The 12843-nt window shown below is 69.4% G+C and carries 12 protein-coding genes; 2 read left to right on the top strand and 10 right to left on the bottom strand.

Going from position 1 to position 12843, the window contains the following annotated elements:
* Positions 1 to 462 precede the first annotated feature (462 nt).
* Positions 463 to 1767: a CoA transferase gene (locus tag KZC52_RS17225; protein WP_247625367.1), complete on the top strand. Its 1305-nt coding sequence runs from the start codon at positions 463 to 465 to the stop codon at positions 1765 to 1767.
* Here KZC52_RS17225 and KZC52_RS17220 read toward each other — a convergent pair.
* From KZC52_RS17220 to KZC52_RS17205, 4 genes are read right to left on the bottom strand one after another with little or no spacing between them, the layout of a single operon-like run.
* Positions 1752 to 2546, bottom strand: coding sequence for a DUF4184 family protein (locus tag KZC52_RS17220; protein WP_247625366.1), 795 nt, complete (start codon positions 2544 to 2546; stop codon positions 1752 to 1754). The two genes, KZC52_RS17225 and KZC52_RS17220, sit on opposite strands and share 16 nt — an antisense overlap.
* Positions 2547 to 2591: 45 nt before the next feature.
* Positions 2592 to 3893 carry a tyrosine--tRNA ligase gene (gene tyrS, locus KZC52_RS17215; RefSeq protein ID WP_247625365.1) on the bottom strand — a complete coding sequence of 434 codons (1302 nt, stop codon included), beginning with the start codon at positions 3891 to 3893 and terminating at the stop codon, positions 2592 to 2594.
* Positions 3894 to 3921: 28 nt separating this feature from the next.
* On the bottom strand, positions 3922 to 4704 hold the full coding sequence (locus KZC52_RS17210; RefSeq protein WP_247625364.1) for a hypothetical protein: 783 nt from the start codon (positions 4702 to 4704) through the stop codon (positions 3922 to 3924).
* Positions 4701 to 5345, bottom strand: a complete 645-nt coding sequence (locus KZC52_RS17205; protein WP_247625363.1) for a SatD family protein — start codon at positions 5343 to 5345, stop codon at positions 4701 to 4703. The genes KZC52_RS17210 and KZC52_RS17205 overlap by 4 nt, the downstream gene beginning before the upstream one ends.
* A 60-nt stretch (positions 5346 to 5405) precedes the next feature.
* On the opposite strand from KZC52_RS17205, the gene KZC52_RS17200 reads away from it, so the two are divergent.
* Complete coding sequence (locus KZC52_RS17200; RefSeq protein ID WP_247625362.1) at positions 5406 to 5990, top strand: DUF1349 domain-containing protein; 585 nt, start codon at positions 5406 to 5408, stop codon at positions 5988 to 5990.
* Positions 5991 to 6026: 36 nt separating this feature from the next.
* On the opposite strand, the gene argH is transcribed toward KZC52_RS17200, so the two are convergent.
* From argH to argC, 6 genes are read right to left on the bottom strand one after another with little or no spacing between them, the layout of a single operon-like run.
* Positions 6027 to 7457 carry an argininosuccinate lyase gene (argH, locus tag KZC52_RS17195; RefSeq protein WP_247625361.1) on the bottom strand — a complete coding sequence of 477 codons (1431 nt, stop codon included), beginning with the start codon at positions 7455 to 7457 and terminating at the stop codon, positions 6027 to 6029.
* On the bottom strand, positions 7454 to 8410 hold the full coding sequence (gene argF / locus KZC52_RS17190) for an ornithine carbamoyltransferase (RefSeq protein WP_247625360.1): 957 nt from the start codon (positions 8408 to 8410) through the stop codon (positions 7454 to 7456). Before argF ends, argH begins: the two co-directional genes overlap by 4 nt.
* Positions 8407 to 9612 (bottom strand): acetylornithine transaminase, encoded by a 1206-nt coding sequence (locus KZC52_RS17185; RefSeq protein ID WP_247625359.1) that lies wholly within the window; start codon positions 9610 to 9612, stop codon positions 8407 to 8409. Before KZC52_RS17185 ends, argF begins: the two co-directional genes overlap by 4 nt.
* Positions 9609 to 10508, bottom strand: a complete 900-nt coding sequence (argB, locus tag KZC52_RS17180) for an acetylglutamate kinase (protein ID WP_247625358.1) — start codon at positions 10506 to 10508, stop codon at positions 9609 to 9611. Before argB ends, KZC52_RS17185 begins: the two co-directional genes overlap by 4 nt.
* Positions 10505 to 11662 (bottom strand): bifunctional glutamate N-acetyltransferase/amino-acid acetyltransferase ArgJ, encoded by a 1158-nt coding sequence (gene argJ, locus KZC52_RS17175; RefSeq protein ID WP_247625357.1) that lies wholly within the window; start codon positions 11660 to 11662, stop codon positions 10505 to 10507. The genes argB and argJ overlap by 4 nt, the downstream gene beginning before the upstream one ends.
* Positions 11659 to 12723, bottom strand: coding sequence for an N-acetyl-gamma-glutamyl-phosphate reductase (argC, locus tag KZC52_RS17170; protein WP_247625356.1), 1065 nt, complete (start codon positions 12721 to 12723; stop codon positions 11659 to 11661). The genes argJ and argC overlap by 4 nt, the downstream gene beginning before the upstream one ends.
* Positions 12724 to 12843 lie beyond the last annotated feature (120 nt).

Here is a 12843-nt window from a genome sequence, read left to right as displayed (position 1 = left end):
ATCCAGCCGAAGCTGAATCGAGGTTATTTGGCATTTGACAAGTGCACGCTGTTGAGTTCTCAAGGATCGGATGCTCCCACGACCCAGTCATCACAACCAGGCCCGAAGGGCAACTTCTCTATCCTACCCATCTCATCCGGCTTGTCAAGTCGGCGTGTCGAGCAGATCAGTGATCCGCTGCACAGCCAGACAAGCTGTAGAAGAGGTGAGTCTCCCATCCTAGACGCAAGCGTCTGTTCTCTCAAGTGAGAGTGGATCGGGAGTCGTTCTCCGCTTGAGGGGGGTGAAGCTCTAGGCTTTCTCCGCTTCCCTGTGGGGCGAACAAGTAATAAGTTACGGGGATTCCGGGGTTCTGGCAAATCGGGGCGCACCGCTCGGGCGTGTCGCAGGGGCTCCCGGATCGCCTTCGTCCCGGTCACAGGCGTTTTCCTGCCCGCGACGCGCCGGGACTACGCTCGGCGCATGCCCACCTCACTGCTGCGACGCGTCTTCGAGGATCTGGCGATCACTCCCCCGGTGGACGTCGATACCCCCGAACCGCGGGGCACCGTCCCCCTCCCCTCTCGGCTCGCGACGGACGAACTCGCCCGCTCCAGCGTCGCGGCGATCAGCGCCGTCGCGGGACGCGACCTCCGGACGATCGACCTCGAGCGCATCGCCGTGGCGTATCGGAGCGATCGCTTCCTCACGATCGACGGCTCCTCTCCCCCGGTCTGGTCGCCGTTCTCCGGGTTCTGGTCCACGGGTGACGGTTGGCTCCGCACCCACGGGAACTACCCGCACCACGCGGCAGCCCTGCGTCGTGGCCTCGGCGTCGCGCCGAACGGTGACGCGACGGACGTGGCGGCCTCTCTCGCCCGTATCACCGCGGTCGACGCCGCCCGTGAGATCGCTTCTGCGGGTGGGCTCGCCGTCGTCGTGGAGCATGAACGTCCCGCGGTCGATCGTGCTCTGCGCACGACAGCACTCGTCGAGGTATCGCGTGACGGCACCCGCCCGTCGCTCGCAGACCTGTCGAGACCCCGGTCACCCGACGCTCCGCTCGCGGGGTACCGCGTGCTCGATCTCACACGCGTCATCGCCGGACCGGTGTGCACGCGCACGCTCGCCCTCCTCGGTGCCGACGTGCTGCGCATCGATCCTCCGCATCTGCCCGAACCGGAGTGGCAGCACCTCGATACCGGCCATGGGAAGCGAACGGCTCTCCTCGATGCCCGTTCCCCGCAGATGGAGGAGCTGCTGTCGTCCGCGGATGCCGTCGTGCTCGGATACCGCCCGTCGAGCATCGCGCGCCTCGGGCTCGATCCGGACGCGCTCGCGCGTCGGCATCCGCACCTGGTGATCGCCCGACTGAGCGCCTGGGGCAGCGAGCATCCGGACCGGGCGGGATTCGACAGTCTGGTGCAGGCCGAGTCCGGCATCTCCTGGATCGAATCACGGGATGGGCGGGTGCCCGGTGCGCTCCCTGCTCAGGCGCTCGACCACAGCGCGGGATACCTGTTGGCCGCCGCCGTCTGCGTCGCTCTCCGCCGGCGGGAGCTCGAGGGCGGAAGCTGGATCATCTCGACCTCGCTGCGACGGATCGCCGCCGAACTGCTCGGGCTGCCCCGACACGATGTCCTCGCCGCCGAGCGAACGATCGACGGCTCAGGCCATACGACGCGGTTCTCCGTCGGCGGGCGGAGCATCGTGACCGTCGGCTCGGTGATTCCGGGATTCGACTTCGCAGCCCCGCGACCCTGGGGACGGGATCAGCCGCGCTGGTGACGTGAGCGGCGCATCGCGAGTACGAGGCACAGCACGATCGTGGCCGCTCCCCAGATCGCGCAGGCCGGAGGCAGCACCCGGTAGGCGAGGTGCTGCGCGGTGAACTCCGCGTCGAGTGGACCCCAGATCGACAGTCCCACGATCCACGATCCGATCAGGACGACGGGGAGCGACACCCACCAGGCGACGCGCACACCCTGCGGCACGCGGGGATCCAGGGTGGGTCGAGGCGACCGACGCCGCACCCAGACCAGCGCCCAGATGCCGATGATCGCCAGCCCGATCACGCTCGATCCGTGCTGCAGCCACTTGTAGCCCGGTAGCGGGCCCCACATCTCGTCGAGCGCCGGGACCAGCTCGACGCCGGTACGCCCTTCGTGCGTGAAGAGGTCCCAGAGGATGTGCGAGATCACTCCGAGGATCAGCGACGCGGCGAGCAGCACCGGGTACGCCCGACGCCCACCGACTCCCACGGCCTCCCCCGCCGCCGCGAACGCCGAGCGATTCCAACCCTCGGGAAGCCGCCGCGCGACCCATGCCGGAACGAGCTCCGGCACGGCCAGACGCAGCACGACGCGCCACACGAGGAAGAGCACGAACGCGAGGAGCGCGGTCCAGACCACGTTCCCCGCGGTGTGGGTGAACTCGTAGTTCAGTTCCACGCCGCGGAGGAACAGCGGAAGGTCCGGGGTCATCGCCCCGATCGCGATCGCCGCCGGCACGAGCGGCGTCCGGACGAACGGAAGTGCGACCAGCGCGTGGCTGGGTGTGAACGGCATCCGTCCTCCTCGGTGTCGGCGCCGAGGCGCGACGGCACGGAACCGTCAGGCGATGAACACGCCGGCCAGGGTCTTCTTACCGCGACGGAGCACGGAGACCCCACCGGGGAGACCACCACGCACCGTGTCGTTCTCGTCTTCGACGCGCGCGCCGTCGATCGAGACGCCACCCTGGGCGATCGCACGCCGCGCCTCGGAGAGACTCGACACCAGACCGGTCGAGACGAGTGCCTCGACCACTGGCGAGCCCAGCGCGACGGTCGTGTTCGGGAGCTCCTCGAGCGCGGTCCGCAGCGTGGCCGCATCGAGTGCGGTCAGGTCCCCCTGACCGAACAGCGCGTCGGATGCCGCGATCACCGCCGCCGTCGCCTCGACGCCGTGCACGGTCGCGCACACCTCGAGCGCGAGGCGCTTCTGCGCGGCGCGACGGAACGGTTCGGACTCGACGAGTGCCGCGTACTCCTCGATCTCGGCGCGCGAGAGGAAGGTGAAGACCTTCAGGCGCTCGATCACATCGGCATCCGCGGTGCTCAGCCAGAACTGGTACATGCGGTACGGGCTGCACATCGATGCATCCAGCCAGATCGCATTGCCTTCGCTCTTGCCGAACTTGGTGCCGTCGCTGTTCGTGATCAGCGGGGTGCCGATCGCGTGCACCGACGCCCCCTCGGAGCGCCGGATGAGATCCGTGCCGCTGGTGAGGTTGCCCCACTGATCGGAACCGCCGGTCTGCAGCACGCAGTCGTACTGGCGGTAGAGCTCGAGGAAGTCCATGCCCTGGAGGATCTGGTAGCTGAACTCGGTGTAACTGATGCCCTCGTCGGAGTTGAGGCGGGCTGCCACCGCGTCCTTCTTGAGCATCGTGCCCACACGGAAGTGCTTACCGACCTCGCGCAGGAAGTCGATCGCCGAGAGCGGCGCCGTCCAGTCGAGGTTGTTGACGATCCGAGCGGCGTTGTCACCCTCGAAACTGAGGTAGCGCTCGACCTGAGCACGCAGACGATCGACCCACTCGGCCACCGTCTCACGCGTGTTCAGTGTGCGTTCGGCTGTCGGGCGCGGATCGCCGATCAGCCCCGTCGACCCTCCGACGAGCCCCAGCGGCTTGTGACCGGCGAGCTGGATGCGGCGCAGCGTCAGCAGCTGCACGAGGTTGCCCAGGTGCAGGCTGGGTGCCGTGGGATCGAACCCGCAGTAATACGTGATGGAGTCTCCCGCGAGCAGGGCGCGCAGCGCCTCCTGGTCGGTGGACACGTGGACGAGGCCACGCCACACGAGTTCGTCCCACACGTTCTCGAACGTGGGGTCGATCGCCGGCGTCGCAGTCGTCAGAGCGGGATCAGACACGCTTTCCAGGCTATCAGCGCCGGATGCCTCACCCGTTCGCCGACCACCAGACGAGGAACGCCGCGCCGAGGGCGATCACCCAGCTGACGAGGCTGCCGACCAGGAAGTACTCGGCTCGCGCACCGGTCTCGCGTCCGCGCGAGATCTCGGGGAATCGCACGATGCCCTTGGCCGCGAGCATCGCCGCCAGAAGCGGGTACGCCGCAGCGAGGGTCAGCATGAGCACCAGGATCCGCTCGAGGGGGCCGATCAATCGCCCGCCCTGGAATGCACTGCGCCGATCGATCGCCGTCGGTTCGGATGCGGATGCCGATGACTCGCCGTCGGCCCGCTCCGCATCGGCGGGGGTCGGCTCGAGCTCTCGGCGCTCGACCGGGCGCCAGGTGTGTTCGCCGTCGAGAGCCGCGCGCACCACGAGGTTCGCGGATTCGAGGAGGAACGCCGCCGCACCGACCACCAGGACGGCGAGATCGAAGGAGATCGCGCCGACCGGCGAATCGAGGTGCCACACCTCGCCGATCAGGCCCGCGCCCGAGCGCTCGGGGAGAGTGACCACGGCGCCGACGCCGACGATGCCGAGCAGCACGGCCGGCCAGAACCCGGCGGGTGAGGGACGGTCGTCGGGCATGCACCACACCCAGAGCGCACCGACCACGAGCGCAGCCAGCATCGGGAGCAGCGCGTCGCCGACGCTGCCGAGCACGAGGAGCAGCACCGCGACCACCAGATAACCGATCCAGCGGCGCGCGGCGAACTGCCGCACGAGGTCGACGGCACCGACCGCGAGAAGGAGGAAGCCGGCGAGGATCATGCGATGTCACCGCGCAGCGTCGCCAGGCCGTCGATGAGCGCCTGGGCTCCGGCCCGACGCAGCGACTTGGAGACGCTGGGTTGGGTCACGCCCTCGATCTCGGCGAGTTCTTGCTGGGAGCGGCCCACCAGGCGACCGTAGGTCAGCCGTCGCTCTCGCTCGCTCATCGCTCCCACCAGCTCGTCGCGGACGAGGAGGTAGGCGTTCGATACCGCGATCGTCGACTCCATGACCTCATTCTGACCGGGGGCACCGACAATCCACGTGCGCGAGCGCGGGACCGCTCGTCGTTCGCGCTCGTGGGCGAGGTCGATCGCCTCCCGTGCAGCCCACCATCCCGGCCCGTCGGGAAGCGCTCCGTGCGCGGAATCCACGCGGCGGACCTCCCCCACACCGAGCCCGAACCGCAACCCGATGCCGTCGGGAAGCGCGAGACGGATCATCAGGAGCGACGTCATCGCCCCCTCGAGATCACCATAGACGGCCTGCTGCTCGTCGCCCACCGTCGGGGTGAGGGGCTGCAGCGCCAACGGGCGATCGCGCTCGGCCTGAGCGATCGCGTCATCGAGTCGACGCTGGGCGACCCCGCGGTCGCTCAGCGAACGGGAGCCGACGATGTCGGCGATCACGGCGATGACCATGTGTATAACCGTATCACGCATATTCTTGAGTTATGCCTTTACGGGCTATATTCTCGGGATATGCCTGAATCGCAGAACGTCCCGTGGAGCGCCGGAACCTGGACCCATCCTCCCCTCTCGATCGAGAGCGGACAAGAGCTCATCGCCACCGCCGTCGAAGGAAGCGATGCCTGGCGGCACACCGCCTACGGATTCGTCCACGACACCGAGCACGCGCTCCTCGCCCCGCTCGCCGTCGGCGAAGCCATGGAGGTCTCCTTCCACGCGCCCTGGACCGGAGAGTTCGATCAAGCCGGCGTGTTCGTGCGCATCGACGACGAGCACTGGATGAAAGCCGGCCTCGAGTACGCCGACGGGCACCTCGGCCTCGGCGCCGTCGTCACCGCCATCCGCTCCGACTGGTCCGTCGGGTACGTCGACGACTGGCTCGACACCGAGGTCACGGTGCGTGTGAGCCGGTGGGCGGATGCCCTGATCGTGCGTGCCCGCGCGGCCGACGGCCCGTGGCGACTCGTGCGGGTCGCCCCGTTCGACGGCGACGCCGCGGCATCCGCCGGGCCGTTCCTCGCCGGGCCGACGCGCAGCGGACTCGCCGTGCGGTTCTCCCGATGGACGCGGACGCCCGCCGACACCGACCTGCACTGAGCACCGGGATCCGGCCCACCGGGGCCGGAGCCCGGCTCAGATACCGAGCGCGTGCGCGGCGGCCTGTGCGCGGGCGACGAGTTCGGCGCGCTGCTCGGCCACGCGCACCGGAGCGGTTCCACCGATCCCCGTGCGCGAGGCGACGGAGCCCTCGATCGTGAGGACCTCGCGCACCTCCGGGGTCAGATGCGAGGAGACGCCGGCGAGCAGTTCGTCGGACGCGTCCTCGAGACCGATCCCCTGCTCCTCGCAGGCGCGCACCAGCGCACCCGAGATCTCGTGCGCGTCGCGGAACGGCACCCGTCGCTTCACGAGCCACTCCGCGACGTCCGTCGCGAGCGAGAAGCCCTGCGGTGCGAGAGCCGCCATCCGATCCGTGTCGAAACGCAACGTGGCGATCATGCCGGCGAAAGCGGGAAGCACGACCTCGAGGGTGCGAACCGAGTCGAAGACCGGCTCCTTGTCCTCCTGCAGGTCGCGGTTGTAGGCCAACGGCAGTCCCTTGAGCGTTGCGAGAAGCCCCGAGAGATTGCCGATGAGGCGCCCGGACTTACCCCGCGCGAGCTCGGCGATGTCGGGGTTCTTCTTCTGCGGCATGATGCTCGACCCTGTCGAGTAGCCGTCGTCGAGGGTCACGAAGCCGAACTCGCGCGTGTTCCAGAGGATGATCTCCTCTGACAGGCGCGAGATGTCGACACCGATCATCGCGGTCACGAAGGCGAACTCGGCGACCACGTCGCGTGCGGCCGTGCCGTCGAGTGAGTTCTCGGCCGGACGATCGAGCCCCAGCTCCGAGGCGACGAGCGATGGATCGAGACCGAGCGTGGAACCCGCGAGTGCTCCCCCGCCGTACGGCGAGACGCCGGCCCGTCGACGCCAGTCGACCAGGCGCTCGAGCTCGCGCACCAGCGGCCAACCGTGGGCCTGCAGATGATGAGCCAGTAGCACGGGCTGTGCGTGCTGGAGATGCGTACGCCCCGGCAGGATCGCCTCGGGGTGCGCCTCGGCCTGCGCCACGAGCGCGTCGATCACCCGCAGGATGTCACGGGCGATCACCGCCGCGTGGTCGATGAGGTACATGCGCACGAGCGTCGCGATCTGATCGTTGCGACTGCGGCCGGCGCGCAGGCGTCCGCCCAGCTCCGGGCCGAGCTCGGCGATCAGCGCCTGCTCGAGCGCGCCATGGACGTCTTCATCGGTCGGCGCCGGGAGCAGCGTGCCGTCGGCGACCTTGCGCGCGACCGCGTCGAGGCCCGCGTGCATGCGCACCGCCTCCTCCGGCTCCAGATAGCCCGCCGCCTCGAGGGCCGTGGCGTGGGCATGCGAACCCGCGATGTCGTACGGGGCCAGGATCCAGTCGAAATGCGTCGACCGGCTCAGCTCCACGAGCTCGGGTGACGGACCGGTCGCGAACCGGGCGCCCCAGAGCGCGCCCTCGTTCGTGCCGTCGCTCTTCGCGCCGCTCATGCGGAGGCTCCGGCGAGGGCCGATGCCGAGCCGTTCTTCCGCAGCAGCCACACCAGCAGCGCCTTCTGCGCGTGCAGGCGGTTCTCGGCCTCGTCCCACACGACGCTCTTCGGGCCGTCGATGACCTCGGAGTCGACCTCGTATCCGCGATCGGCGGGAAGGCAGTGGATGAAGATCGCCTCCGAGTCGGCGAGCGTCATCGTCTCGGGCGTCACCTTGTAGCCGCCGAGATCACGGATGCGCGCGATCTTCTCCTCTTCCTTGCCCATCGACACCCACGTGTCGGTGACGACGACGTCGGCGCCGGCCGCAGCCTCGACCGGATCGGTGTACAGCGTGATGGACCCACCGGTCTCGGCCGCTCGACGGTCGGCCGCCTCCACGACGTCCGCCCGCGGCGAGTAGTCGGCGGGAGAGGCGATGCGCACGTGCATGCCCGCTGTGACGCCGGCGAGCGCATAGGAGTGCGCCATGTTGCTCTGCCCATCGCCGAAGAACGTCAGCGTGAGCCCCGCGAGCTCGCCCTTGTGCTCACGGATCGTGAGCAGATCGGCTAGCAGCTGGCAGGGGTGGAAATCGTCGGACAGCGCGTTGATCACGGGCACTCGGGTGGCCGCCGACATCTCTTCGAGCCCCGACTGCGCGTAGGTGCGCCACACGATCGCGGCGACCTGGCGCTCGAGAACCCGCGCGGTGTCCGAGGGGGTCTCCTTGCCGCCGAGCTGGCTGCTCGCGGTCGAGATGATGAGGGGCGATCCGCCGAGGTCGGCGATCCCGACCGCGAAGGAGACACGGGTGCGGGTCGACGACTTGTCGAAGATCACCGCGACCGTCTGGGGCCCGGCGAGGCTCTTGTCCGCCCACCGATCCTTCTTCAACTCGATCGCGAGATCGAGGATCTCGGCCTGTTCGGCGGGCGTGAGGTCATCGTCGCGCAGCAGGTGGCGGGTCATGCGGATACCTTTCCGGGGAGCGTCGCGAAGACGTCGGAGAGCGTGGCCGCGAACAGCTCGCGGAACTCGGAGATCTCGGCGTCGCCGATCGTGAGGGCGGGCGCGATGCGCACCGTGTCGGGATTGGCCGCGTTGACGATGAGGCCGCGCTCCTGCGCCGCAGCGACCACCGCACCCGCGACCGGCTCGGTGAGGGCGACGCCGATCAGCAGACCGCGACCGCGCACACCCGACACCAGCGGCGATTCCAGTCCGAGGATCGTCTCGCGCAGTTCTTCACCGCGTCGGGCGGCGTTCTCGACGAGCCCCGCGTCCTCGATCTCGGCGAGCACGGCATCCGCCACCGCGGTGGCCAGCGGATTCCCACCGAAGGTCGAGCCGTGCGAGCCGGGGGTGAACAGATCGCTCGCCGCACCGTAGGTCACGAGCGCGCCGATCGGGAAGCCCCCGCCGATCCCCTTCGCGAGCGTGATCGCATCCGGGGTGATGCCCTCATGGCTGAACCCGAACCAGGCGCCGGTGCGCCCGGCACCGGTCTGGATCTCGTCGACGATGAGGAGCGCTCCGTGCGCGAGCGTCAGCGAGCGGGCGGCGGCGAGGTAGCCCTCGGGAAGCTCGACCACGCCGGCCTCGCCCTGGATCGGCTCGACGATGACCGCCGCGACGCGATCGTCCATCGCGGCTTCGAGCGCCTCGATGGTCGCCGGGATGTGCTCGACGCCGCCGGGCATCGGCTCGAACGGGGCGCGCATCGCCTCTTTCGCGGTCAGCGCGAGCGAACCCATCGTGCGGCCGTGGAAGCCGTTCTCGAGGGCGATGATGCGCGGACGCTCGGCACCGCCGTGCAGACGGGCAAGCTTGAACGCGGCCTCGTTCGCCTCGGCGCCGGAGTTCGAGAAGAACACCCGACCGTCGATCCCGGCCCCCGCGAGACGCTTGAGGCGTGCGGCGAGCGCGAGCTGCGAGGGGGTCGCGAAATAGTTCGAGACGTGGGCGAGCGTCGCGGCCTGGCGGGAGACCGCTTCGACGAACACCGGGTGCGCGTGGCCCAGGGAGGTCACGGCGATCCCGGCGAGGAAGTCGAGGTGGCGTCGGCCCTCGGAGTCCCACAGATAGGAGCCCTCGCCACGCGTCAGCAGCGCCAGGCGCGCTCCCGCGTTGAGTACGAGGTCGCGCTGCGCGTCGTCCTGCCAGATGGTCATCCTGCCACCACTTCCGTTCCGATTCCTTTGCTGGTGAAGAGTTCGACGAGCACCGAGTGCGGCACGCGTCCGTCGATGATCGCCGCGGCGTCCACTCCGCCCTCGACCGCGTCGAGGCAGGCGCGCATCTTCGGGATCATCCCCGACTCGAGGCTCGGCAACATGTCGATGAGGGCCGTCGACGTCAGGTGGGACACGAGCGAATCGCGGTTCGGCCAGTCGGCGTAAAGCCCCGGCACGTCGGTGAGGATCACGAGCTTGCGGGCGCCGAGGGCGATCGCGAGGGCAGCCGCCGCCGCGTCGGCGTTGACGTTGAGGGAGTGCCCCGGGTGGTCGAGATCGGGCGCGATGCTCGACACGACGGGGATGCGCCCGGCCACCAGATGATCGACGACCGCCGTCGGATCGACCTGCACGACGTCGCCGACCCGCCCCAGATCGACCTCTTCACCGTCGACCATGACCCCGCGACGGCGGCCGCCGAAGAGGCCCGCGTCCTCACCGCTGAGCCCCGTGGCGATCGGGCCGTGGGAGTTGATCTTGGTGACCAGCTGCGGGTTCACCTGGCCGGTGAGCACCATGCGCACCACGCCGATCGCCTCGGTGTTGGTGACGCGATACCCGCCCTTGAACTCGCTGGGGATCTCGAGGCGCCCGAGCATGTCGGAGATCTGGGGGCCGCCACCGTGCACGACCACCGGCTGCACGCCGACGTAGCGCAGATACGCGATGTCCTGCGCGAAGGCGTCCTGCAGTTCGTCCGACACCATGGCGTTGCCGCCGTATTTGACCACGACGATCTGGTCGCGGAACTTCTTCAGCCACGGCAGCGACTCGATGAGCGTCGTCGCCTTCTGCGCCGCCTCTTCGGCGGGAGTGTCCTGGATGTCGGTCATGAGGCGTAGGCGCTGTTCTCGTGCACGTAGTCGTGGGTGAGGTCGTTCGTGAGGATCGTGGCGGATGCCTCGCCCGAACGCAGGTCGATGATGAGGTTCGTCGCCCGAGGCGTCAGGTCGACATCTTCGCGCGGACGATCCGGACCGCCTGCGGTGCACACGCGCACGTCATTCATCCAGACGTCGACGTCGTAGGGGTCGAACTGCGCGGACGTCGTGCCGATGGCGGCGAGCACCCGACCCCAGTTGGGGTCGTTGCCGAAGATCGCCGCCTTGAAGAGATTGTTGCGGGCCACCGAACGGCCGACCTCGACGGCATCCTGCTCGGACACCGCGCCGCGCACCTCGATCGTGATGTCGTGGCTCGCGCCCTCCGCATCGCCCTGCAGCTTGACCGCCAGTTCCTGGCAGAGCTCGCGCAGCGCCGAGCGGAACGCATCCAGGTCGGGCTTCACCCCGCTCGCCCCGTTGGCGAGGAGGGTGACCTGGTCGTTGGTCGACATGCATCCGTCGGAGTCGAGCCGGTCGAACGTGGTGCCGGTCGCTGCGCGGAGCGCGGCATCCGCCTCGAGCGGCTCGAGGTCGGCATCCGTCGTCACCACGACCAGCATGGTGGCGAGTCCGGGAGCCAGCATGCCGGCGCCCTTCGCCATGCCGCCGATCGTCCATCCGCCGCCCTGCACGACCGCCGTCTTCGCGACGGTGTCGGTCGTCATGATCGCCTGGGCCGCGGCGTCGCCGCCGTCGGCGGACAGCGTGGCGATCGCCTGCTCGGTGCCGGCGAGCACCTTCGCGCGGAACACCTCGTCACCGGTGCCGATCAACCCGGTCGAGCACACGAGCACGTCACCCGCGCTGATGTCGAGCAGCTCCGCGGCCTTCTCGGCCGTCTGGTGCGTGGTCTGGAATCCGAAGCTTCCGGTGAAGCAGTTCGCGCCACCGGAGTTGAGCACGACCGCCTCGACGACGCGATCGGCGATCACCTGCTGCGACCAGATGATCGGGTTCGCCTTGGCGCGGTTGCTCGTGAACACGGCGGCGCCGACCTTACGCGGGCCGCGGTTGACGACGACGGCGACATCGGGCTTGCCGGTGGACTTGAGGCCGGCGGCGACGCCTGCCGCTTCGAAACCTGCGGGGGCGGTGACGCTCACGGGGCGACTCCGTTCACTGAGAGCGCGCGGTCCTCGGGGAGGCCGAGCGCGATGTTCATGGACTGGATGGCGGCGCCGGCGGTGCCCTTGACGAGGTTGTCGACCGCGGCGACCACCGTGACCCGATTCGCCGCACGGTCGATCGCGAGACCGATCAGCGCGGTGTTCGCACCGAGCACGTCGGCCGTGCGCGGGAACACGCCCTCGGGCAGCAGCTGCACGAAGGTCTCGTCACCGTAGGCGTTCTGCCAGGCGGCGCGGATGTCGGCGTCGGACGCACCGGGCACGATCGGCGCGGTCGACGTCGCGAGGATCCCCCGCGACATCGGCACGATCACCGGGGTGAACGAGATGCGGATGCCGTCGCCCGATGCGCCGGTGCTCGCGGGCGCAGCTGCGGCGAGCGCCTGCCGGATCTCGGGGATGTGCCGGTGGGTGCCGCCCACGGCGTAGGGGTTCGCGGTGCCGAGGACCTCGCTGGCGAGCAGGTTGGTCTTCAGGTTCTTTCCCGCACCGGAGGGGCCGACCGCGAGCACCGAGACGATGTCGCCCGGGTCGATCACACCGGCGGCGACCCCGGGGGCGAGGCTGAGGCTGACGGTGGAGGCGTTGCAGCCGGGAGCAGCGATGCGTGTGGCACCGCGCAGGCGCTCGCGCTGCTTCGTTCCGTCGACGAGGAGCTCGGGCACGCCGTAGGTCCAGGCATCGTGGAAGGTGCCTCCGTAGAACGCGTCCCAGGCGTCCTGCGACGTCAGACGGTGATCGGCACCGGCGTCGATGACGAGCGGAACGTCGCCCAGCGCGTCCGTGTACTGCCCGGACTGTCCGTGCGGCAGCGCGAGCACGACGATGTCGTGACCCGCGAGGATCTCGGGCGTGGTGTCCTGCAGGGTGAGGTGCGCGAGGGAGCGCAGGTGGGGCTGATGCTGGACGAGCGGCTGTCCGGCGTTCGAGTGCGCCGTGACGGTGCGGATCTCGATGTCTGGATGAGCGGCGAGGAGGCGGAGGATCTCGCCGCCCGCGTAGCCGGATGCGCCGGAGACGGCGACGGAGTACGTCATGCTTCTACCTTAACGGTCGGGGCTGTCGGGGACCGGGGCGGCGACACCGGTGCTCGACCATCGTCCGCCGGGATCGGCAGGCAGGAGCGCGGGGTCGCCTAACGTCGGCGGTCGCGGCGT

This window comes from Microbacterium galbinum (assembly GCF_023091225.1).
GTDB classification, from domain to species: domain Bacteria; phylum Actinomycetota; class Actinomycetes; order Actinomycetales; family Microbacteriaceae; genus Microbacterium; species Microbacterium galbinum.
The sequence above is the reverse complement of the archived record's forward strand: the minus strand, read 5'-3'. Positions and strand labels throughout refer to the sequence as shown.